General features: G+C 70.1%; 20 protein-coding genes. 19 read left to right on the top strand and 1 reads right to left on the bottom strand.

Features of this window, described 5'->3' with window-relative positions; genetic code table 11:
- The first annotated feature begins 79 nt into the window (after positions 1 to 79).
- The 14 genes from NVS89_RS12330 to NVS89_RS12265 all read left to right on the top strand — a co-directional run bounded on the left by NVS89_RS12330 (position 80) and on the right by NVS89_RS12265 (position 15418).
- Positions 80 to 1252 carry a deoxyguanosinetriphosphate triphosphohydrolase gene (locus NVS89_RS12330; RefSeq protein ID WP_258733059.1) on the top strand — a complete coding sequence of 391 codons (1173 nt, stop codon included), beginning with the start codon at positions 80 to 82 and terminating at the stop codon, positions 1250 to 1252.
- Between the two features lie 93 nt (positions 1253 to 1345).
- Positions 1346 to 3112, top strand: coding sequence for an arginine--tRNA ligase (gene argS, locus NVS89_RS12325; protein ID WP_258733058.1), 1767 nt, complete (start codon positions 1346 to 1348; stop codon positions 3110 to 3112).
- Positions 3113 to 3220: 108 nt separating this feature from the next.
- Entirely contained in the window at positions 3221 to 5119 is a 1899-nt protein-coding gene (locus NVS89_RS12320; protein WP_258733057.1) for an SPOR domain-containing protein, read from the top strand.
- Between the two features lie 16 nt (positions 5120 to 5135).
- Entirely contained in the window at positions 5136 to 6164 is a 1029-nt protein-coding gene (gene nagZ / locus NVS89_RS12315) for a beta-N-acetylhexosaminidase (RefSeq protein WP_258733056.1), read from the top strand.
- A 19-nt stretch (positions 6165 to 6183) separates the two neighbouring features.
- Positions 6184 to 7020, top strand: a complete 837-nt coding sequence (locus NVS89_RS12310; RefSeq protein WP_258733055.1) for a segregation and condensation protein A — start codon at positions 6184 to 6186, stop codon at positions 7018 to 7020.
- Complete coding sequence (gene scpB / locus NVS89_RS12305) at positions 7017 to 7748, top strand: SMC-Scp complex subunit ScpB (RefSeq protein ID WP_258733054.1); 732 nt, start codon at positions 7017 to 7019, stop codon at positions 7746 to 7748. The genes NVS89_RS12310 and scpB overlap by 4 nt, the downstream gene beginning before the upstream one ends.
- A gap of 65 nt (positions 7749 to 7813) precedes the next feature.
- Positions 7814 to 8893, top strand: a complete 1080-nt coding sequence (locus tag NVS89_RS12300) for an ABC transporter ATP-binding protein (protein WP_258733053.1) — start codon at positions 7814 to 7816, stop codon at positions 8891 to 8893.
- 67 nt (positions 8894 to 8960) lie between these two features.
- The gene (locus tag NVS89_RS12295; RefSeq protein ID WP_258733052.1) at positions 8961 to 9188 is read left to right on the top strand and encodes a twin-arginine translocase TatA/TatE family subunit; all 228 of its coding nucleotides are present in this window, start codon (positions 8961 to 8963) and stop codon (positions 9186 to 9188) included.
- A 62-nt stretch (positions 9189 to 9250) separates the two neighbouring features.
- A complete protein-coding gene (tatB, locus tag NVS89_RS12290; protein ID WP_258733051.1) occupies positions 9251 to 10072 on the top strand; it encodes a Sec-independent protein translocase protein TatB in 822 nt (273 codons plus the stop codon).
- Positions 10069 to 10863, top strand: a complete 795-nt coding sequence (tatC, locus tag NVS89_RS12285) for a twin-arginine translocase subunit TatC (protein ID WP_258733050.1) — start codon at positions 10069 to 10071, stop codon at positions 10861 to 10863. The genes tatB and tatC overlap by 4 nt, the downstream gene beginning before the upstream one ends.
- 162 nt (positions 10864 to 11025) lie before the next feature.
- Entirely contained in the window at positions 11026 to 12504 is a 1479-nt protein-coding gene (serS, locus tag NVS89_RS12280) for a serine--tRNA ligase (protein WP_258733049.1), read from the top strand.
- A 54-nt stretch (positions 12505 to 12558) separates the two neighbouring features.
- Positions 12559 to 13323: a 5'/3'-nucleotidase SurE gene (gene surE / locus NVS89_RS12275; RefSeq protein ID WP_258733048.1), complete on the top strand. Its 765-nt coding sequence runs from the start codon at positions 12559 to 12561 to the stop codon at positions 13321 to 13323.
- A 65-nt stretch (positions 13324 to 13388) separates the two neighbouring features.
- Positions 13389 to 14060: a protein-L-isoaspartate(D-aspartate) O-methyltransferase gene (locus NVS89_RS12270; RefSeq protein WP_258733047.1), complete on the top strand. Its 672-nt coding sequence runs from the start codon at positions 13389 to 13391 to the stop codon at positions 14058 to 14060.
- A gap of 164 nt (positions 14061 to 14224) precedes the next feature.
- Positions 14225 to 15418 (top strand): peptidoglycan DD-metalloendopeptidase family protein, encoded by a 1194-nt coding sequence (locus NVS89_RS12265; protein WP_258733046.1) that lies wholly within the window; start codon positions 14225 to 14227, stop codon positions 15416 to 15418.
- 77 nt (positions 15419 to 15495) lie between these two features.
- Here NVS89_RS12265 and NVS89_RS12260 read toward each other — a convergent pair whose 3' ends face one another.
- Positions 15496 to 16407, bottom strand: coding sequence for an ATP-binding protein (locus NVS89_RS12260; protein ID WP_258733045.1), 912 nt, complete (start codon positions 16405 to 16407; stop codon positions 15496 to 15498).
- Positions 16408 to 16604: 197 nt separating this feature from the next.
- Here NVS89_RS12260 and yajC point away from each other — a divergent pair, with 197 nt between their 5' ends.
- The 5 genes from yajC (at position 16605) to NVS89_RS12235 (ending at position 20879) form a co-directional block, all read left to right on the top strand.
- A complete protein-coding gene (yajC, locus tag NVS89_RS12255; protein WP_258733044.1) occupies positions 16605 to 16943 on the top strand; it encodes a preprotein translocase subunit YajC in 339 nt (112 codons plus the stop codon).
- 49 nt (positions 16944 to 16992) lie between these two features.
- Positions 16993 to 18591 (top strand): protein translocase subunit SecD, encoded by a 1599-nt coding sequence (gene secD, locus NVS89_RS12250; RefSeq protein WP_258733043.1) that lies wholly within the window; start codon positions 16993 to 16995, stop codon positions 18589 to 18591.
- A gap of 15 nt (positions 18592 to 18606) precedes the next feature.
- Positions 18607 to 19563: a protein translocase subunit SecF gene (gene secF / locus NVS89_RS12245; RefSeq protein WP_258733042.1), complete on the top strand. Its 957-nt coding sequence runs from the start codon at positions 18607 to 18609 to the stop codon at positions 19561 to 19563.
- A 90-nt stretch (positions 19564 to 19653) separates the two neighbouring features.
- Positions 19654 to 20031, top strand: coding sequence for an Mth938-like domain-containing protein (locus tag NVS89_RS12240; RefSeq protein ID WP_258733041.1), 378 nt, complete (start codon positions 19654 to 19656; stop codon positions 20029 to 20031).
- Entirely contained in the window at positions 20028 to 20879 is an 852-nt protein-coding gene (locus NVS89_RS12235) for a phytoene/squalene synthase family protein (RefSeq protein ID WP_258733040.1), read from the top strand. The genes NVS89_RS12240 and NVS89_RS12235 overlap by 4 nt, the downstream gene beginning before the upstream one ends.
- The last annotated feature ends 196 nt before the right edge of the window (positions 20880 to 21075 follow it).

Below are 21075 nucleotides of genomic sequence, written 5' to 3'. Positions count from 1 at the left end.
GGGTTGAATATGACTTGCCCGAATAGTTAAGTGCTGGCGGCCCCGAGTCAAAGGGGCATTCTGCAAGGGAGATCCGCGCATGGCGGTGGCCGGAGCCGAGCCGCGCGCGGCGTGGGCGTCGCGGGCGGAGGAAAGCCGGGGTCGGCTGTTCGCCGAGCCGGAAAGCGACGGGCGCAGCGCCTTCCGCCGCGATGCGGACCGCATCATCCATTCGTCCGCGTTCCGGCGGCTGGCCTACAAGACGCAGGTCTTCTCGTACCACGAGGGCGACCATTACCGCACCCGGCTGACCCATACGCTGGAGGTGGTGCAGGTAGCGCGCTCGCTGGCGCGGGCGCTCGGGCTCGACGAGGACCTCGCCGAGGCGCTGGCGCTGGCGCACGATCTCGGCCATCCGCCCTTCGCCCATGCCGGCGAGCGGGTGCTCGACGCGTGCATGAAGGCCTATGGCGGGTTCGACCACAACGCGCAGTCGCTGCGGGTGGTGACGCGGCTGGAGAGCCGCTACCCGGCCTTCGACGGGCTCAACCTCTCCTGGGAGACGCACGAGGGAATCGTCAAGCACAACGGCCCGGTGGCGGGGCCGTTGCCGCATGCCATGGCCGTCCATGCCGAGCGGCAGGACCTGTGGCTGTGGAGCTGGCCGGGCGCCGAGGCGCAGGTGGCGGCGATCGCCGACGACATCGCCTATGACGTGCACGACCTCGACGACGGGTTGAGGGCCGGGCTGTTCACCGTGGACGAGATCGCCGACCTGCCGCTGGTCGGCGACATCATCGCCGAGATCGCGGTGCGCTGGCCCGACCTCGACGCCTCGCGCTTCATCCATGAGATCGGCCGGCGGATGATCACGGCGCTGATCGAGGATGTGGTGGGGGAGACCCGCCGGCGCTTAGCCGCCGCTGCGCCGGGCTCCTCGGACGAGGTGCGCCGCCACGAGGGGGCGGTCGTCGCCTTCTCCGCGCCGTTCGCCGAGGCGGAGCGGGCGATCAAGGCCTTCCTGTTCCCGCGCATGTACCGCCATCCGCGCGTGATGCGCGAGATGGAAGCCGCCGGCGAGGTGGTGCGCGCCCTGTTCACCCGCTACATGGCCGACCCCTCGGCACTGCCGCCGGAGTGGCGGGCCGGCATCGAGGGGCGGGCGGAGGACGGGCGCGCGCGACGGATCGCCGATTTCCTCGCCGGCCAGACCGATCGCTATGCGTTGGCGGAATATGCGCGGCTCTTTGACAGGGCACCGGAACTGCGGTAGCGGCAGCGGCCCCATCTGGCCTCAGATATGGCCTCCGTTGTGACCGCGGATGCGGTCCCCCATTTCGGCCTGCCGTGCCGGGAGCGTCTCCTCATGAATCTGTTCGCGACCTTCGCCGATCACGTCCGCTCTGCCGTCGAAGAGCTCGCCCGCGAAGGCACGCTGCCGGCGGATGTCGATGTGACGCGCGTGGTCGTCGAACCGCCGCGCGACGCCAGCCATGGCGACCTCGCCACCAATGCGGCGATGGTGCTGTCGAAGGAGGCGCGCATGAAGCCGCGCGACCTCGCCGAGAAGATCGCCGGCAAGCTCAGCGCGGTGGCTGGCGTGGCCGGGGTGGAGGTGGCCGGGCCGGGCTTCATCAACATCGCGCTCGACGCTTCCTACTGGCCGCGCGTGATCGCGGCGGTGCTGACGCAGGGCCTCGAGTTCGGCCGCGCGGACATCGGCGGGGGCACGTCGATCAACGTCGAATACGTCTCGGCCAACCCGACCGGGCCGATGCATGTGGGCCATTGCCGCGGCGCGGTGTTCGGCGACGCGCTGGCGAATTTGCTCGCCTTCGCCGGCTGGAGCGTGACGCGCGAATACTACATCAACGACGCCGGGGCGCAGGTCGACGTGCTGGCCCGCTCGGCCTTCCTGCGCTACCGCGAGGCGCTGGGCGAGACCATCGCCATCCCCGAGGGCCTCTATCCGGGCGACTATCTGGTGCCGGTGGGCAAGGCACTGGTGGTGAAGTACGGCCGCACGCTGCTCGAGCGGGACGAGGCGGACTGGCTGCCGGCGGTGCGCGCCATCGCCATCGATTCCATGATGGCGATGATCCGCGACGACCTCGCCGCGCTGAACATCCATCACGACGTGTTCTTCTCCGAGCGCACGCTGCACGAGCGCGCGGCCGGCAATGCGAGCGTCATCGACCGGCTGCTGGCCGAGCTGCGGGCGCGCGACCTCGTCTATGAGGGGCGCCTCGCGCCGCCCAAGGGGCAGCCTGTGGAGGACTGGGAGGACCGTGAGCAGACCCTGTTCCGCGCCACCCTGTTCGGCGACGACGTCGACCGTCCGCTGATGAAGTCGGACGGCGCCTACACCTATTTCGCGGCCGACATCGCCTACCACAAGAACAAGTTCGACCGCGGCTTCACCCGCATGATCGACGTGTGGGGCGCCGACCATGGCGGCTACGTCAAGCGCATGCAGGCGGCTGTGAAGGCGGCGAGCGACGGCGCGGCGAGCCTCGACGTCGAACTGTGCCAGCTCGTGCGGCTGCTGCGCAATGGCGAGCCGGTGAAGATGTCGAAGCGGGCAGGGGACTTCGTGACCCTGCGCGAGGTGGTCGACGAGGTCGGCCGCGACGCGGTGCGCTTCATGATGGTCAACCGCAAGAACGACGCGGTGCTCGATTTCGACCTCGCCAAGGTGATCGAGCAGAGCAAGGACAACCCGGTCTTCTACGTCCAGTACGCCCATGCGCGGGCGCATTCGATCCTGCGCAACGCGAAGGAGGCGTTCGCCGATCTGCCGCCGTCGGCCTCCGCCTTCACCGAGGCGCCGCTGGAGATGTTGGGCGACGAAGGGGAAGTCGCGATCGCCAGGCTGATCGCCAACTATCCGCGACTTGTCGAGCAAGCCTCGATCGCGCGCGAGCCGCACCGGCTCGCCTTCTACCTCTACGATCTTGCCAGTGCGCTGCATGCACAGTGGAATCGCGGCAAAGACTTGCCTCATTTACGCTTCATTATCGAAGATGATCGAAAACTGACTTATGCGCGGTTGGCACTCGTTCACGCCGTCGCGCTGGTCATCGCTTCAGGACTTTCCATTCTTGGGGTCGGTGCTCCTGAAGAAATGCGGTGAGCGTGCCGCGCGAATTCTCGCGCCCGCCGCCGCCGTACCGCCGCCTCCCACCCGGGGGCGAGGTTTCGAGACGCAGCGAACAGGTTCGGTGATATGGGCAACGATACGATGCGTAATCGGCAGGATTCTTCGGCCGAGGATCCGCTTGCCGAACTCGCACGCCTCATGGGCCAGGAAGACGAGTTCGCCGACCTTCTGAAGAAGGCGCAGGCCTCCGCGCCGCCGGCTGGCGCTCCCGCCCGTCCGCGCCCCGCGGCGCCGGCGCCCGGAGCCGGCAGTGCCGGCGCCGCGCCCCGCGCGCCGATGCCCCCGCGCCCCGCCGCTCCCGCGCCGCGCCCGGCCGCGCCCTCCCGTCCCGCTACGCCGGGGCCGTTCTCCGGGCTTGCCGCCGACTTCCGCTCCGAGCCCCGGGTCGACGCGCCGGCGCGTCCGCGCACCGAGCGCTCGTCGCTGGAGGACACGGCGCGCGATCTCAATCGCAGCCTGCGCCCCGAGCGCCCGGCCGCTCCCGCGCCGCGTGCCCCCGAGCCCAGGGCCCCAGAGCCGCGTGCTCCGGAACCGCGCGCTCCCGAGCCGCGTGCGCCTGAAGCGCGTTCGGCGCCCGCCTCCGAGCAGCCGCCCTTCCTGCCGCCGCGTCCGCGCCCGACCGAGTCGGCGACGCGCGCGCCCGCTCCGTCCCCGCGCCCGACCGAGCCGGCGGCGCGCGCCCCCGCGCCGTCCCCGCGCCCGACCGATCGCGGCGCGATCTCCGACGGCGCGGCCGACGCGATCTCGCGCGCCCTGTCCGAGCCGTTCGACCTCGGCGACGATCTCGGCCATCCCGCGCCGCGCGCCGATGCCTACCGCACCGAGCCGCCGCCGCCCGACCGCCCGCTGCCGTCCTGGATGGCGCGCAGCGCCGCCGAGCAGGCCTCGAGCGCGCGCGCCCCGTCTGCTACCCCCGATTTCGGCGCCGGCGACGATGCCTATGACTATGGCCGTTCCGCGCTGGAAGGCGACGGCTACGAGGCGCAGGAAGGCGTCGACCAGACCTATGAGGTCGAGGCCGACGAGGAGCCGCGCCGTCGCGGCCGCAGCCGGCTGGTTATGGTCGGCGGCCTGGTCGTGGTCGCCGTTGCCGCCACCGCCGGCGTCTACGCCTACATGTCCGGCCCGAGCGTCACCACCGTCAACGGCGAGCCGCCGGTGATCCATGCCGACCAGGGTCCGAACAAGGTCGTGCCCGACAAGCCGCCGCAGGATCAGGCGAGCGAGGGCCAGAAGCTGATCTATGACCGCGTCGGCGGCGCCCCGACCACGGGCAATGAGAAGGTCGTCTCCAGCGAGGAGCAGCCGGTCGACATGTCGCAGGCCGCCCAGCCGCAGCCGCGCGTGATCCAGACCACGCCCGGCAATGGGCAGGCCAGTTCCGGCCAGCAGGCCGCCGCGCCCGCTCCCTCCGACATGACCGAGCCGAAGCGCGTGCGCACGCTGACCGTCCGCGCGGACGGCACCATCGTCGACGACGCCTCGCCCTCGCCCTCGCCGATGCCCACGGACAGCCCGTCCGCGGTCGAATCCTCGGTCCAGCCGACCGCCTCCACGCCCATCGCGCTGAGCCCCGGCTCTGGCGCGCCGGTCTCGACCGATCCGACGCCGATGTCCAACACGCCGTCGATCGTGCCGAACGTCCCGCTGCCGCCGACCCGCGTCGCGGCGGTGCCCTCGACCGACAACACCCCGCCGGCCCCGGCGGCGACCTCCGAGCCCGCGCCGGCCGGCACCTATGTGGTGCAGGTCGCCTCGGTCCGCTCCGAGGCCGAGGCGCAGGCCACCTGGAAGTCGATGCAGGCGAAGTATCCCGGCATCCTCGGCAGCCAGCAGGTCGCCATCCGTCGCGCCGATCTGGGCGATCGCGGCATCTACTACCGCACCCAGGTGGGCTCGTTCGCGAGCCGCGACGAGGCGAACAATCTGTGCCAGGCGCTGCGCTCCCAGGGCGGCGACTGCATGGTCCAGCGTAACTGACCGCCGGCCCGACCCGATGACTTCCCGTGCGGCGCCGCGCGCCTTCATCACCGGCTGCGCCGGGGCCCGCCTGTCGGCGCAGGAAACCGATTTCCTGCGCGAGGCGCGCCCCTGGGGGCTGATCTTGTTCCGGCGCAATGTCGAGACGCCCGAGCAGGTGGCGGCGCTGGTTTCCGCCTTCCGCGACATCGGCGGCCGGCCCGAGGCGCCGGTGCTGATCGACCAGGAGGGCGGGCGCGTGCAGCGTCTGGGCCCGCCGCACTGGCCGGCCTATCCGCCCGCCGGCACCTTCGCCGCCATCGCCGAGGCGGGCGAGGGCGAGCGCGCCGTCGAGGCCGCCCGGCTCGGGGCGCGGCTGATGGCGGAGGACCTCGCCGCGCTCGGCATCAATGTCGACTGTGTCCCCTGCGCGGACCTGCGCCTGCCCGAGGGCCACGGCATCATCGGCGACCGTGCCTATGGCGCGACGCCGGACGAGGTGGTCCCGCTGGCCCGCGCGGTCGCCGAGGGCATGATGAGCGGCGGCGTGCTGCCGGTGCTCAAGCACATTCCCGGCCACGGGCGCGCCCGCGCCGACAGCCATCTCAGCCTGCCCGTGGTGGAGACGCCGCGCGCGGTGCTGGAGGCGACCGACTTCGAGCCGTTCCGCCGCCTGAACGACCTGCCGCTCGGCATGACCGCCCATGTGGTCTATGCCGCGATCGACGCCGAACGCCCCGCCACCACCTCGCGCCGGATGATCGAGGAGATCATCCGTGGCGAGATCGGCTTCGATGGCGCGCTGATGAGCGACGATCTTTCCATGGGCGCGCTCAAGGGTTCGCTGGCCGATCGCGCCGAGGCCTCCTTCGCCGCCGGCTGCGACCTCGCCCTGCACTGCAACGGCGATTTCGCGGAGATGCGCGAGGTCGCCTCGCGCTCGCCGCTTCTCGCCGGCGAGGCGGCACGACGCTGCGAGGCGGCGCTGGCCCGGCTCGCCCAGCCGCATAAAATCGAACAAGCGCAGGCGCGCGCTCGTTTTTCGGATATGATCGCGGCATCCTAAACGTCAGCCGCGATCTTCCATGGAACAGAGCCAATTCGCTTTCGAAGCGGACGCCCTACGCCGGACGGGCGAGCCTTCGCTCGTCGTGGACGTCGACGGCTTCGAAGGGCCGCTCGACCTGCTGCTCGCGCTCGCCCGCACGCAGAAGGTGGACCTGGCGCGCATCTCCATCCTGGAACTCGCCGAGCAGTATCTCGTCTTCATCGAGGAGGCGCGGCGCATCCGGCTGGAGCTGGCGGCCGACTATCTCGTCATGGCGGCGTGGCTCGCCTATCTGAAATCGCGGCTGCTGCTGCCCGAGCCGCCTCGCGAGGAGGGGCCGAGCGCGGCCGATCTCGCCGCCGACCTCACCGAGAGGCTGCGCCGGCTGGAGCGGATCCGCGGCGCCGCCGCCCATCTCGCCACGCGCGACCGCATCGGCCATGAGGTGTTCGGGCGCGGCGCGCCGGAGCCGCTGCGCAGCGAGGGAACGCCGGTCTATGAGGCGACGCTGTACGACCTGCTCTCCGCCTATGGCGCGCAGCGCCAGAAGATGGCGCTCTCGCGCGTGCGCTTCGCGCCGCGCAACGTCATTCCCCTCGCCGACGCCCGCGAGCGGCTGGAGCGGCTGATCGGCCGGCTGGCCCTGGGCGGGGAATGGGCGCGGCTCGACGGCTTCCTGCTGAACTGGATGGCCGACCCGAAGATGCGCGCCACCGCGCTCGCCTCCGGCTTCTCGGCGAGCCTGGAAATGGTGCGCGAGGGGCTGATCGACGTGCAGCAGGAAGCGCCCTTCGCCCCGATCTGGATCCGCAGCCGGACCGAGGGGCGGGCGCGCGAAGCCTCGGACAATTCTTCGGACGGGGAGGACGCATGAGCGCCGAAGCGGCGCGCGTGCCGCACGACGTCCATGGCGCTTCCGGGCAGGAGGGGGACCGCAAGCCGGCGCTTCGCCTTCTGGAGGCGATGCTGTTCGCCGCCGGCGAGCCGCTCGACGAGGCGACGCTGGCCGCCCGCCTGCCGGAGGGCGCGGACCTGCCGGCGCTGCTCGCCGAGCTCTCTGAAGACTACGCCGCGCGCGGGGTGAACCTGGTGCGCGTCGCCGGCAAGTGGATGCTGCGCACCGCGCCGGACCTCGGCTTCCTGCTCTCCCGCGACAAGCCTGAGCCGCGCCGCCTGTCGCGCGCGGCGCTGGAGACGCTGGCGATCATCGCCTACCACCAGCCGGCGACGCGCGCCGAGATCGAGGAAATCCGTGGCGTCTCCACCAACAAGGGCACGCTCGACGTGCTGCTGGCGGCGGGATGGGTGCGCATGCGCGGGCGCCGGCGCAGCCCGGGCCGGCCGGTGACCTATGGCACCACCGAGCTGTTCCTGGTGCAGTTCGGCCTCGACGCGATCGGCGACCTGCCGGGCCTCGAGGAACTGCGCGGCACCGGCCTGATTGACGCAAGGGTATCGGCTGGCCTAACGGTGCCGCTGCCCGACGACGACACGGCGCTGAAGGACGACGAGGACCCGCTGGAGCCGGAATTCGACCTCTCCTTCGCGCCCGAGCCCGAGGCGGGCGAAGACGAAGACGCGGGCGAGGACGCGGAAGGCTGAAGGCGGGGCCGCGAACGCGTCCGGCCTCCGATAAGCCCCGTCTCCGCGCCGATGAAAGAGCCGCGATGCAGCCTTCCCCCTCCCGTACCCCGGTCTCGCTGGCCAGCCGGCTGGTGCTGGACGACGTCCACCACGACTACGGGACGCTCGAGGCCGTGGCCGGCGTGTCGCTGGTGGTCGAGCCGGGCGAGATCCTGTGCCTGCTCGGCCCGTCCGGCTGCGGCAAGACCACGCTGCTGCGCCTGATCGCCGGCATCGAGCGCCCGAGCCGCGGGAGCATCCGGCTCGACCGCACCGAGGTGGCCGGGCCGGGAGCGTTCGTGCCGCCCGAGCAGCGCAATATCGGGCTGGTGTTCCAGGACTACGCGCTGTTTCCGCACCTGACGAATCTCGAGAACGTCGCCTTCGGCCTGCGCGCGCTGAGCCCGAAGGAGGCCCGCGAGGAGGCGTTGCGTGCGCTGCGCCGGGTGCGGCTCGAACACTATGCGGGCGACTTTCCCCATGCGCTTTCCGGCGGCGAGCAGCAGCGGGTTGCGCTGGCCCGCGCGCTCGTGCCGCGCCCCGGCATTCTCCTTATGGACGAACCGTTCTCGGGGCTGGACAGTCGCCTGCGCGGCAGTGTGCGCGCGGAAACGCTGAGCGTGCTGCGCGAGGCGCGCGCCACCTGCATCATCGTTACCCACGACCCGGAAGAGGCGATGCGGATGGGCGACCGCATCGCGCTGATGCGCGCCGGCACTCTGGTTCAGGTCGGCACGCCGGAGAAGCTCTACCGCAGCCCTGTGGATGTGGAGGTCGCCCGCTTCTTCTGCGAAATCAACGAGGTGGAAGGCATCGTTGGCGCGGGCCGGATCGCGACCCCGCTCGGCTCCTTCCCCGCGCCGGACCTCAGGGAGGGGAGCGGGGCGGTCGCCGCGATCCGCCCGCAGGGGCTGGAGCTGCGCGCGCCCGGCACCGGCATAGCGGGCCGGGTGGTGAGCCACCGATTCCTCGGCGAGCTCGATCTCTACGAGGTGGCGGTCGAGGGGCTGGACCGCCCGCTGGTTGTACGGCGGCGAACGACCGCAGGGCTTTCGCGCGGGCATGACGTAGGCGTGCACATCGATCCGGCAGAGGTTCTTGTCTTCGCCTCGGCCCGGCCCTAGTGTCCCGGGTGGAATTGCGATGCGCGGCCGCTAGGGGCCGGCGGCGCTTCGATAAGGGAGTTTGATTATGGGTTCGTTGAGCATCTGGCATTGGATCATAGTGCTGGTGGTCGTGCTCCTCCTCTTCGGTCGCGGCAAGCTGTCCGAACTGATGGGAGACGCCGCCAAGGGCATCAAGGCCTTCAAGAAGGGCATGGCCGACGACGACGACGCGCCGCCCGCGAAGCCCGCGGAACCGGTGCGTAACATCGACCATCAGCCGGCCACCGAAGCCGAACGTACCAAGGTCGGCTGATTCCCGATCTTCGGGTTCCAAGGATCGGGGAGGGGCGCCGCCGCGCGGCCCTGTCATAACCTATGCTTGATATCGGCTGGTCCGAGCTTCTGGTCGTCGCCATCATCGCGCTAGTCGTGATCGGGCCGAAGGAATTGCCGCGCGTGCTGCGCACGCTGGGGCAGTCCGTGGCCAAGTTGCGCCGCATGGCGGGCGAGTTCCAGGGGCAGTTCAACGAGGCGCTGCGCGAGGCGGAGCTGTCCGACCTCAAGGACAGCGTCAGCGGCCTTCGCAACGAGATCAGCGGTCTGGCGAGCGACGCGCAGAAGAGCATCTCCGGCGCGCTGCCGACCAATCCGCTGCACGATATCGAGAGCGAGCTGAAGAGCGCGACCCAGCCGGTGGAGCGGGCGGACCTGCCTGCCGCCGAGCCGGTGACGCAGCTTCCCGAGCCGAGCGAGCTGGAGCCCTATGCGTTCGAGGACGTGGCCAACGAGGTGAAGGCGGCCGCCGCCAAGCTCGAGGCGGACCGCAAGGCGGCCGAGACGCCGGCGGAGGCCGCGCCGGCCAAGCCGAAGCGCAGCCGCGCGGCCAAGCCTCCCGTTGTCGTCACCGAGGCATCTCCCGCGGCGAAGGCATCCGCTGCGGAGGCGGGCGAGGCGAAGCCCAAGCGCGCGCCGCGGCGCAAGGCGCCATCGCCGGCCGCGGAGCCGGAAGTCGCGCAGGCCGTCGCCGCGCTGGACGATTCGACGTCGCCTGCCGCCGCCAGCCCGGCCGCGCCCGCCAAGGCCACCGCCAAGACCGTCCGCAAGGCGAGCGTCCGCAAGCCCCGCGCGCCCAAGGCGGCGCCGGACGAACCGCCGACCGCTCCGTCGGGCGACGGCAATGAAGGGCCGGCGGCATGAGCCAGGAGGACATCGACGCCAGCAAGGCGCCGCTGATCGAACATCTGATCGAGCTGCGCTCGCGGCTCATCAAGTCGCTGATCGCGTTCTTCGTCGCGTTCTTCGCCTGCTTCCTGCTGGGCAAGCACATCTACAACATCCTGCTCTGGCCCTACGAGTTCGCGGCCGGCGGGACGGAACATGTGAAGCTGATCTACACGGCGCCGCAGGAGTTCCTGTTCACGCAGATCAAGCTCGGCATGTTCGGGGCGGCGTTCATCTCCTTCCCCGTGGTGGCGACGCAGATCTACATGTTCGTCGCGCCGGGCCTCTACAAGCACGAGCGCGGTGCCTTCAGGCCGTATCTCATCGCGACGCCGGTGTGCTTCCTGATCGGGGCGGCCTTCGTCTATTTCGTCGCCATGCCGCTGGCGATGACCTATTTCCTCTCCATGCAGCAGATGGCGGGGCCGGATTCGGCCGAAATCTCCATGCTGCCGCAGGTCAGCGAGTATCTGTCGCTGATCATGACGCTCATCTTCGCCTTCGGCATCTGCTTCCAGCTTCCGGTGGTGCTGACGCTGCTGGCGCAGATCGGCATCGTCACCTCGGACCAGCTCCGGAAGTTCCGCCGCTACGCCATCGTCGGCGTCTTCATCGCGGCGGCAGTGCTCACCCCGCCGGACGTGGTGAGCCAGATCGCCCTCGCGGTGCCGACCCTCATGCTCTACGAGGTCTCGCTGCTGCTGGTGCGCATGGTGGAGAAGAAGAAGGCGGCGGCGGACGGGGCGGCCACGGGCGGGGCGACCTGAGCGTCACCCCTCCGGCCCGCATGGCCGACGCCTGCGAACCCTCTCTTTCCAAAGCCGCTCTTGTCGCGACCGCGCCGATTGGGTAGGTCCGTGCCCCAACGGGCCGAGGCCCATGGGTAACGACGCCCGAGGGCAACGCCGAAGGGCGGGAGCGAGACTTCCATGCACGACATCAAATGGATTCGCGAGGAGCCGCAGGGCCTCGCCCGTGCGCTGGTGCGGCGCGGCACGCCGGAGGACGAGGCGCGGGCGCAAATCGACGCCCTGCTGGCGCTGGACGAGCGCCGCCGCGCCGGCATCGCCAGGCTGGAAGAGCTGCAGGCGCGCCGCAACGCCGCCTCCAAGGAGATCGGCGCCGCCAAGAAGGCGGGCGAGAACGACCGCGCCGAGACGCTGATGGCCGAGGTCGCCGCGCTGAAGACCGACATCCCCGCGCTGGAAACGGACGTAAAGGCGGCCGAGCGCGAACTGAACGACACGCTTGCCGCGATCCCCAATGCGCCGCTCGACAGCGTGCCGGACGGGGCGGACGAGAGCGCCAATGTCGAGATCGACCATTTCGGCGCGCCGCGCGTCTTCCCCTTCACGCCGAAGCAGCATTTCGAGATCGGCGAGGGCCTCGGCCAGATGGATTTCGAAGCCGGCGCCAAGCTCTCCGGCGCCCGCTTCGTGGTGCTGAAGAGCCGCATCGCGCGGCTCGAGCGCGCCATCGGCCAGTTCTTCATCGACACCCATACGGAAGAGCACGGCTACACCGAGGTCGCGCCGCCGGTGCTGGTGAAGGACGAGGCGATGTTCGGCACCGCGCAGCTGCCGAAGTTCCGGGATGATCAGTTCTTGGCCCATTCTCTTTCGACTGACGAGGAACGAGAAGCTGCGTTTGATCAAGTTTTTGAAGAGTTTGACTTTGGGCGTCGCGAAGATGGTCGAGCTGCGGGATACTTCGAAGATACGAAGTCGGACGGCTGGATAGTACCGTATATGACCGCGCAGGGGCTGGCGCGGTATGAAGACATCATCTTATCGAAAACCGGCCGCTGGCTCATCCCCACCGCCGAGGTCCCGCTGACCAACCTCGTCGCCCAGTCGATCCTCGCCGAGGACGAGCTGCCGCTGCGATTCACCGCGCTCACGCCCTGCTTCCGCGCCGAGGCCGGGGCGGCGGGGCGCGATACGCGCGGCATGATCCGCCAGCACCAGTTCAACAAGGTCGAGATGGTCTCGATCGTCGCGCCCGAGAAGTCGCTGGACGAGCAGGAGCGCATGCTCGCCTGCGCGCAGGCGGTGCTGAAGAAGCTCGACCTGCCGCACCGGGTGGTCGAGCTGTGCACCGGCGACATGGGATTCGCCTCGGCGCGCACCTTCGACATCGAGGTGTGGCTGCCGGGCCAGAACGCCTATCGCGAGATTTCCTCGGTCTCGACCTGCACCGACTTCCAGGCCCGGCGCATGAATGCGCGCTACCGGCCGAAGGATTCCAAGCAGCCGCGCTTCGTCCACACGCTCAATGGCTCGGGCGTCGCGGTCGGGCGGGCGCTGGTGGCGATCCTCGAGAACTACCAGAACGAGGACGGCTCCGTCACGGTGCCGGACGTGCTGGTGCCCTATATGGGCGGGCTGAAGACGATCGAGCGGAACTGAGCCGCGGGCCGGGGCGTGCCCGGCCGCGGTCCTGCGGGAGAAACGAGCGGATCCATGCGCATTCTGGTCACCAATGACGACGGCATCCACGCCCCCGGCCTCGACGCGTGCGCGCGGATCGCGCAGGCGCTGTCGGACGATGTGTGGGTGGTGGCGCCCGAGACCGACCAGTCCGGCGTGTCGCATTCGCTCTCGCTGTCCGATCCGCTTCGCCTGCGCCAGGTCGAGGAGCGGCGCTTCGCGGTGAAGGGCACCCCGACCGACTGCGTCATCATGGCGGTGCGGCACCTGCTGAAGGAGGGCAAGCCGGACCTCGTGCTCTCCGGCGTCAACCGCGGCCAGAACGTCGCCGAGGATGTCGGCTATTCCGGCACCGTCGCCGGCGCGATGGAGGGCACGGTGCTGGGCATCCCCTCGATCGCCCTGTCGCAGGCCTTCGGCTTCGCCACCCGCACCGCGCCGCCCTACACCGTGGCCGAGCATTTCGGGCCCGGCGTTGTGCGCACGCTGCTGGAGGAGGGGATGCCGGCCGGCATCCTCGTCAACGTCAACTTCCCCAACCGTCCGGTTGAGGAGGTGCGGGGCGTGAAGGTGACGGCGCAGGGCCAGCGCAACCAGGACCTGCTGCGCATCGACCAGCGCTCCGACGGGCGCGGCAACCCCTATTTCTGGATCGCCTTCGAGAAGCGGGTGTTCGAGCCGGCCAACGGCTCGGACCTGCATGCGCTCGACGAGGGCTGCATCTCGGTGACGCCGCTGCGGCTCGATATGACCGACGAGCCGATGATGACGCGCCTCGCGCAGGTATTCCGCGGCTGAATGGTAACCGCACGTTGACGAGTCTGCGCTCACAGATCCCATAGGGAAGGCGAGCGGAGGCGGCGGTGACGGAAGCCGAGAAGAACGAACTGGTGGAGCGTGCCGAGCTGCTTCTGGCGCTGCGCCGGCGAGGGCTGCTCGACAACCGCGTCATGCGCGCCTTCGAGGAGGTGCCGCGCGAGCGCTTCGTCGACCCCGCCTTCCGCGATCTCGCCTGGGCCGACCAGACGCTGCCGATCGAATGCGGGCAGACCATCAGCCAGCCCTCGGTGATCGCCTCGATGACGCAGGCGCTGGAGTTCGATTCGACCCATTCGGTGCTGGAGGTCGGCACCGGCACCGGCTACCAGGCCGCCATCATGGGCCACATCGCCCGCCGCGTGGTGACGCTGGAGCGCTATCGCACGCTCGCCCATTCGGCGGCGGTGCGGCTGCGCCAGCTCGGCCTCGCCAATGTCGAGGTGATCGTCGCCGACGGCACGCAGGGCCTGTTCGCCCGCGCGCCCTTCGACCGGATCGTGCTCACCGCCGCCGTGAGCGAGGTGCCGGCGCCGCTTATCGAGCAGCTTGCGCCCGAGGGCATCCTCATCGCCCCGCTCGGCCCGCCCGACGACACCCAGACGCTGGTGCGGCTGCGCAAGCCGGGCGAGGGGCGGGAGGGGCAGGTAATGGAGCGGCGCGACCTCGGCCGGGTGCGTTTTGTTCCGATAATGGCGGGAATCGCGGCCAGCCTCTGATTTTTTGCCGTGAATTCGCCGCCAATCCTGCCGCAGCGCCACCGACTTAAGCCGACGTTTACCTATACAGGTCTTTAATCCATGCGTGTCTAGAGTACGGGTGTGGTGCGATGCGTAATTTCCTGCCGGCGTCCGGTTGCAGGCCTATTGTGCGGCTGTCCATCGTGGCTCTTCTTGGAGGGGTCGCGGCCGCGTGTAGTTCGGATGTCGGCCGCTTCGGTGCGCAGACCGGGGCGCCGGCCTATACCGGCTCGGTCGCCGCAGCGCCGACAGGTTCAGTGCAGGGTGCGCCGATGGCGCCTCCCGGCGGAGCGGTCGCCTCCAACTATCCCTCGCCCTACGGCCAGCCGGTGCCGCAGCCCTATGGTTCGCCACGCCAGATGGCCAGCGCCAACCCGCAGCAGCCGGTCTACGGCACGCAGCCGGCCTATGGCGCCCAGCCCGGCTACGGCGCCCAGCCCGGCTACGGCGCGCAGCCCCAGCAGACCTACGGTGCCCAGCCCGCCTATGGCAGCCAGCCGGCCTATGGCCAGCCGCAGCCGCTCTACGGCACCCGCCCGCAGCCGGCGCCCGTCGCCGCCACGCCCGAGCCGCCGGCCTCTCCCGCGCCCGTCGCCACGGCGGCCGCCACCGGCGGCGGCTCGCATGTCGTCACCTCGGGCGAGACGCTGAGCTCGATCTCCCGCACCTATGGCATCGCCCGCGGCTCGCTCGCGGCGGCGAACGGCCTCGATATGAACGCGCAGGTGCGGATCGGCCAGAAGCTGACCATCCCCGCCGCCGGCGCGCCGGTCGTCGCCAGCGCGTCCCGTGTCCCCGAGCCGCCGGCCGTGCCGGCCGCCCCGGCGGCAAAGCCGCTCGCCGCGCCGACCCCGTCCGTCGCCGCCGCCCCGAACGCGGCGCCTGCCGCCGCCAAGCCGCAGACGATTGCCGCCGTGAAGCCCTCCGAGACCCCGGACGAGGTGCGCACCGACAACAACGTTCAGTTCCGCTGGCCGGTGCGCGGGCGCGTCATCTCCGGCTTCGGGCCGAAGCCGGGCGGGCAGCAGAACGAGGGCATCAACGTCTCGGTGCCGGAAGGTACCTCGATCAAGGCCGCCGAGGACGGCGTCGTCGCCTATGCCGGCAGCGAGCTGAAGGGCTACGGCAATCTGGTGCTGATCAAGCACTCGGACGGCTACGTGACCGCCTACGCCCACAACAGCGAGATCGACGTGAAGAAGGGCGACACCGTCCGCCGCGGCCAGGTGATCGCCAAGGCGGGCCAGACCGGCAACGTCTCGACCCCGCAGCTCCACTTCGAGATCCGCAAGGGCTCTCAGCCGGTGGACCCCTCGCAGTATCTCGCCGGGCTCTGAGCGCCGCACCCGATCAGCCAGGCGGGGTCACACCCGCCTGACACGATGCCGGCGCGACGAGTGGACCTTGGCGCCGGTCAGCGCGGGGCGGCGGGCGGTTCCGACAGCGATACCCCAAGCCGCCCCGCGACATCCTGAACATACTGCCACGCCGTACGGCCCGAGCGCGCCCCGCGCGTCGTCGCCCATTCCAGCGCCTCGCTACGCAGCGTCTCGGCGTCGAGCGGGATGGCGAAGTGGGCGGCATAGCCGTTCACCATGGCGAGATAGTCGTCCTGGTCGCATTTGTGGAAGCCGAGCCACAGCCCGAAGCGGTCGGACAGCGACACCTTCTCCTCCACCGCCTCGCCGGGATTGATGGCGGTCGAGCGCTCGTTCTCCATCATGTCGCGCGGGATCAGGTGGCGGCGGTTCGACGTGGCGTAGAAGATCACGTTCTCCGGCCGCCCCTCGATGCCGCCCTCCAGCACTGCCTTGAGCGACTTGTACGAGGTGTCGTCGGCATCGAAGGACAGGTCGTCGCAGAAGACGATGAAGCGGTAGGCGCTGGCGCGCATCAGCGTCATCAGCGCCGGCAGGGTCTCAATATCCTCGCGGTGGATCTCGACCAGCTTGAGCGGCTTCAGCCCCTCCGCCGCCATGCTGCGGTTGACGTCGGCATGCGAGGCCTTGACCAGCGAGCTCTTGCCCATGCCGCGCGCGCCCCAGAGCAGGGCGTTGTTGGCCGGCAGGCCGCGGGCGAAGCGCAGCGTGTTGTCCACCAGCATGTCGCGCGTGCGGTCGATGCCCTTGAGCAGCTCCATCTCGACGCGGTTGACGCGCGGCACCGGCTCGAGGTGGCGGGCCTCGGCCTGCCAGACGAAGGCGTCGGCGGCGTCGAAGTCGGCCGAGGCGGCGCGGGCCGGGGCGATGCGCTCCAGCGCGTCGGCGATGCGCACGAGAACGGCGCCGAGGTCCGGGGAGGTGAGGTCGTCAGGCAGCGAGGTCATGTCGAGGCTCCTTCAGCCCGGCGGGAATAGCCAGACCGGAGCTTCCGGACAAGCCGTCGCAGCGCCGCGGCGCGGGCTTTCCTATCCGTGACCGGCGGGCTTGTGGACGGCGTTTGCAATCGGCAGGCGCACCAGTATAGTCCGCGCCGCTTCGCCGGGCCTTTCGCCCGCCTATATCTGACGGACAAGGAACCGACATGTTCATCACGCCCGCCTATGCGCAGGCCGCCGGCCCCGCTGGCACCGACATGCTGATGTCGCTGCTGCCCTTCGTGCTGATCTTCGTGATCATGTACTTCCTGATCCTGCGTCCCCAGCAGAAGAAGGTGAAGACGCATCAGGAGATGGTGAAGAACATCCGCCGCGGCGACACGGTGGTCACGTCCGGCGGCCTGATCGGCAAGGTGTCGCGGGTGGTGGACGATTCGGAGATCGAGCTGCAGCTCGCCGAAGGCGTGAAGATCCGCCAGCTTCGCAGCATGGTCTCGGAAGTGCGCGCCAAGGGCGAGCCGGCCAAGGAAGAAGGCGCCGCCTGACGGCCTACCCCTGCGGCCGCGCGCCTGCTAAGCGGCCGGAAAGATCGACATGCTCTACTTTTCCAAATGGAAGGCCATCGCGATCCTGGCGGCGTGCGCGATCATCGGTCTGATGATCGTGCCGAGCCTGATCCCGTCGGCCGCTTACGACGCCCTGCCGAGCTTCCTGCAGCGCAAGATCGTGCTCGGGCTCGACCTGCAGGGCGGGTCCTACATCGTGCTTCAGGTCGACCAGTCCGAGGTGCGCAAGGCTCGGCTCGAGCAGCTTCGCGACGATGCTCGCCGCGTGCTGCGCGACGACCGCATCGGCTATAGCGGCCTCGGCATCCAGGGCGATTCCGTGCAGGTGCGCATCCGCGAGGGGCAGGATGCCGACGGCGCCTACACCAAGCTGCGCGCGCTCGCCCAGCCGATCGGCGGCGCCCTGTCGGCGACCGGGCAGCTCGACACCGACGTGTCGCGCGACGGCAACGTGATCACCATCACCCCGACCAGCACCGGCATCCAGGCGCGCACCATCCAGGCGGTGTCGCAGTCGATCGAGATCATCCGCAAGCGTATCGACCAGCTCGGCACCACCGAGCCCTCGATCCAGCGCCAGGGATCGGACCGCATCCAGGTCCAGGTGCCGGGCCTGCAGGACCCCTCGCGCCTCAAGGCACTGCTCGGCCAGACCGCCAAGCTGAGCTTCCGCCTCGTCGACAACACGATGAGCGCGCAGCAGGCGCTGCAGGGCCGTCCGCCCGCGGGCACCCAGGTGCTCTATTCCGACGCCAACCCGCCCGTGCCTTACCTGATCGAGGACCGGGTGCTGGTGGCAGGCGAGGACCTGACCGACGCCCAGCCGAGCTTCGATCCGCAGACGCGCGAGCCGGTCGTCACCTTCCGCTTCAACACCAACGGCGCGCGCCGCTTCGCAGAGGCGACGCAGGCCAATGTCGGGCGGCCCTTCGCCATCATCCTCGACAACAAGGTGATCTCGGCGCCGGTGATCCGCGAGCCCATCCTCGGCGGCTCGGGCCAGATCAGCGGCAGCTTCTCCGTGCAGGAGGCAAACGACCTCGCCATCCTGCTGCGCGCGGGCGCGCTGCCGGTGCCGCTGCAGGTGGTGGAGGAGCGCACGGTCGGTCCCGGCCTCGGCGCGGATTCGATCCGGGCCGGCATCATCGCCTCCATCGTCGGCGCAACCGCCGTGGCGGTGTTCATGGTCGCGACCTACGGCGTGTTCGGCATCGTCGCCGTCTTCGCCGTGGCGATCAACGTGGCGATGATCATGGGCCTGCTGGCCATGCTCGGCGCGACGCTCACCCTGCCGGGCATCGCCGGCGTGGTGCTCACGGTCGGCATCGCGGTGGATTCCAACGTGCTGATCTACGAGCGCATACGCGAGGAGGCGAGGGCGGGCCGGTCGGCCATCTCGGCCATCGACGCGGGCTTCTCGCGCGCGCTGGCGACCATCCTCGATTCGAACATCACCACCTTCATCGCGGCCGCCGTGCTGTTCTATGTCGGCTCGGGCCCGGTACGCGGCTTCGCCATCACCTTCGGCATCGGCATCATGACGACCGTGTTCACCGCCTTCACCCTCACGCGCCTCATGGTGGCGATGTGGGTACGCTGGCGGCGCCCCCAGCACGTGCCGATCTGAGAAAGGCGAGCACCCATGCGTCTGCTCCGCATCGTTCCGGACGACACCAATTTCGACTTCATCCGCTTCCGGCGCATCAGCTTCCCGATCTCGGCGCTGCTGTCGATCGTGGCGCTGACCGCCTTCCTCACGCTCGGGCTGAATTTCGGCATCGACTTCAAGGGCGGCACGCTGCTCGAGGTGCGCTACCCGAACAACTCGCTGAACATGGCCGACGTCCGCTCCAAGCTCGAGGCGCTCGACCTCGGCGAGGTGCAGATCCAGGAGATCGGCAATGACGGCGAGGTGCTGATCCGCGTCGCCGAGCAGCCGGGCGGCGAGCAGGCGCAGCAGGCGGTGGTCGGCAAGGTGCGCGGCACGCTCGGCGACACGGTGGAGTACCGCCGCGTCGAGGTGGTGGGCCCGCGCGTCTCGCAGGAGCTGCTGAGCTACGGCATCGTCGGGCTGATGCTCGCCGTGTTCTGCATCCTGGTCTATCTGTGGTTCCGCTTCGAATGGCAGTTCGCGCTCGGCGCCTCGATCGCCAACTTCCATGACATCGTGCTCACCATCGGGTTCATGGCGATCTTCCAGATCGACTTCGACCTGACGAGCGTGGCGGCGCTGCTCACCATCCTCGGCTACTCGCTGAACGACACGATCGTCATCTACGACCGCATCCGCGAGATGCTGCGTCGCTACAAGAAGATGCCGACCGAGGAACTGCTCAACCATTCGATCAACTCGACGCTCTCGCGCTCGGTCATCACCCATGTCACGGTGACGTTGGCGCTGCTGGCGCTGGTGCTGTTCGGCGGGCGGGCGATCCACTCCTTCTCGGTGACGATGCTGTTCGGCGTGGTGCTGGTGGGAACCTACACCTCGATCTTCATCGCCTCGCCGCTGCTGATCTATCTCGGCGTCACCACGCGCACGCTGGTGGAGAAGGAGCCGAAGACGGCGAATCCGCGCGCGGAGCGCATCGCGCCCTGATGCCTCCGGCCTGACGGGAGCCCGCGGTCGGGCTCCCCGCAGCCTCGCCGCCCGGAGCAGGGCGCGATCCCGGCGCCCGAAGAGGAAGCCATGGCCACGCCCGACGCCCATCTGCCGCTCCAGGTGCCGATCGATGGCTATGGCCGCTTCGCCTTCCATTTCTCCGGCATGGCGTCCGAGGGCTCGCTGCTGGCGCTGCCTTCGGGCATGCACGCCTGGGCGCCGCGCGTGCCGGCCGATATCGACGCGGGCGCACTGGCGCGCGTGTTCCAGCAGGCGTCGCGGATCGAGCTCCTGCTGATCGGCACCGGCGTCGATCCCTGGGCGATACCCGACGCGCTGCGCTGGCGTCTGCGCGATGCCGGCATCTCGGTCGACGCCATGCCGACGCGGGCGGCGGCCTCGACCTATAACGTGCTCCTCGCCGAGGACAGGGCGGTCGCCGCCGCGCTGCTGGCGCTGCCATGACCACCAGCGACACCGACTATTGCGCCGCGCTGGTGCGCGGGCTCGACCGCGACCGCTACATCGCCGACCTGTTCGCACCGGCCGACAAGCGCGGGGCGCTGTTCGCGCTGCACGCCTTCAATGCCGAGGTCGCGCGGGTGCGCGAGGCGATCACCAACCCGATGGCGGGCGAGGTGCGGCTGCAATGGTGGAGCGACGCGCTGATCGGCGGCGCGCGCGGCGACGTGCGGGCCAACCCGGTGGCGGGCGCGCTGCTCGAAGCGGTCGAGACCTACGACCTGCCGCGCGAGACCTTCTTCTCGCTGCTCGATGCGCGCATCTTCGACCTCTATGACGACCCGATGCCGTCGGTGAACGACCTCGAGGGCTATGCGGGCGAGACGTCCTCGGCGCTGATCCGCCTCGCCACCATCGTGCTGACCGGGGCGGCCGACCGGGCGTCGGCCGAGGTGGCGGGCCATGCCGGCGTCGCCTATGCGATCACCGGGCTGCTGCGCGCCTTTCCCTTCCACGCGCGGCGCGGCCAGTGCTACGTGCCGCTCGACATCCTCGCGGCGCATGGCCTGACGCGCGAGGACGCCGTCTCCGGACAGGCGAGCCCGGCCCTGCGCGCGGCGCTCGGCGAGATGCGGGCGCTGGCGCGGCGCCACTACGACAAGGCGATCGCGGCGCTGGCGGGCACCGACCCCGCCAATCTGCCGGCCTTCCTGCCGCTGGCGCTGGTGCCCGGCGACCTGTCGCGCATGACGCGCCCGCACGACCCCTTCACCGGCGTGCCCGCCCTGCCGCCGCTGCTGCGGATCTGGGCGCTGTGGCGCGGGGCGCGCTCGCTGCGGCGGGCGGTGTAGGCGCGCATTGACGAGCTCGCGCGCCAGCCGTCATAACTCGCCGGTTCCTTCCCCACCGACAGGATGCAGCATGTTCCCGAAGCCCTCGGCGTCACTTGTTCCGAACACCTATGCGTATGAGACGGTGCCTCTGGTGAAGCCGACGGGGTTTCGCGAATATGACGCGCGCTGGCTGTTCGGCTCGGAGCTGAACCTG

The organism is Ancylobacter mangrovi (genome assembly GCF_024752355.1).
Classification (GTDB): Bacteria; Pseudomonadota; Alphaproteobacteria; order Rhizobiales; family Xanthobacteraceae; genus Ancylobacter; species Ancylobacter mangrovi.
Note: the sequence above shows the minus strand (reverse complement) of the source record. Positions and strands in the feature narration are given on the sequence as shown.

What these genes read in the sequence shown, in the direction of transcription:
- NVS89_RS12330 (WP_258733059.1), top strand. Translation starts at nt 80, where the DNA reads ATGGCGGTGGCCGGAGCCGAGCCGCGCGCGGCGTGGGCGTCGCGGGCG.
- argS (WP_258733058.1), top strand. Translation starts at nt 1,346, where the DNA reads ATGAATCTGTTCGCGACCTTCGCCGATCACGTCCGCTCTGCCGTCGAA.
- NVS89_RS12320 (WP_258733057.1), top strand. Translation starts at nt 3,221, where the DNA reads ATGCGTAATCGGCAGGATTCTTCGGCCGAGGATCCGCTTGCCGAACTC.
- nagZ (WP_258733056.1), top strand. Translation starts at nt 5,136, where the DNA reads ATGACTTCCCGTGCGGCGCCGCGCGCCTTCATCACCGGCTGCGCCGGG.
- NVS89_RS12310 (WP_258733055.1), top strand. Translation starts at nt 6,184, where the DNA reads ATGGAACAGAGCCAATTCGCTTTCGAAGCGGACGCCCTACGCCGGACG.
- scpB (WP_258733054.1), top strand. Translation starts at nt 7,017, where the DNA reads ATGAGCGCCGAAGCGGCGCGCGTGCCGCACGACGTCCATGGCGCTTCC.
- NVS89_RS12300 (WP_258733053.1), top strand. Translation starts at nt 7,814, where the DNA reads ATGCAGCCTTCCCCCTCCCGTACCCCGGTCTCGCTGGCCAGCCGGCTG.
- NVS89_RS12295 (WP_258733052.1), top strand. Translation starts at nt 8,961, where the DNA reads ATGGGTTCGTTGAGCATCTGGCATTGGATCATAGTGCTGGTGGTCGTG.
- tatB (WP_258733051.1), top strand. Translation starts at nt 9,251, where the DNA reads ATGCTTGATATCGGCTGGTCCGAGCTTCTGGTCGTCGCCATCATCGCG.
- tatC (WP_258733050.1), top strand. Translation starts at nt 10,069, where the DNA reads ATGAGCCAGGAGGACATCGACGCCAGCAAGGCGCCGCTGATCGAACAT.
- serS (WP_258733049.1), top strand. Translation starts at nt 11,026, where the DNA reads ATGCACGACATCAAATGGATTCGCGAGGAGCCGCAGGGCCTCGCCCGT.
- surE (WP_258733048.1), top strand. Translation starts at nt 12,559, where the DNA reads ATGCGCATTCTGGTCACCAATGACGACGGCATCCACGCCCCCGGCCTC.
- NVS89_RS12260 (WP_258733045.1), bottom strand. Translation starts at nt 16,407, where the DNA reads ATGACCTCGCTGCCTGACGACCTCACCTCCCCGGACCTCGGCGCCGTT.
- yajC (WP_258733044.1), top strand. Translation starts at nt 16,605, where the DNA reads ATGTTCATCACGCCCGCCTATGCGCAGGCCGCCGGCCCCGCTGGCACC.
- secD (WP_258733043.1), top strand. Translation starts at nt 16,993, where the DNA reads ATGCTCTACTTTTCCAAATGGAAGGCCATCGCGATCCTGGCGGCGTGC.
- secF (WP_258733042.1), top strand. Translation starts at nt 18,607, where the DNA reads ATGCGTCTGCTCCGCATCGTTCCGGACGACACCAATTTCGACTTCATC.
- NVS89_RS12240 (WP_258733041.1), top strand. Translation starts at nt 19,654, where the DNA reads ATGGCCACGCCCGACGCCCATCTGCCGCTCCAGGTGCCGATCGATGGC.
- NVS89_RS12235 (WP_258733040.1), top strand. Translation starts at nt 20,028, where the DNA reads ATGACCACCAGCGACACCGACTATTGCGCCGCGCTGGTGCGCGGGCTC.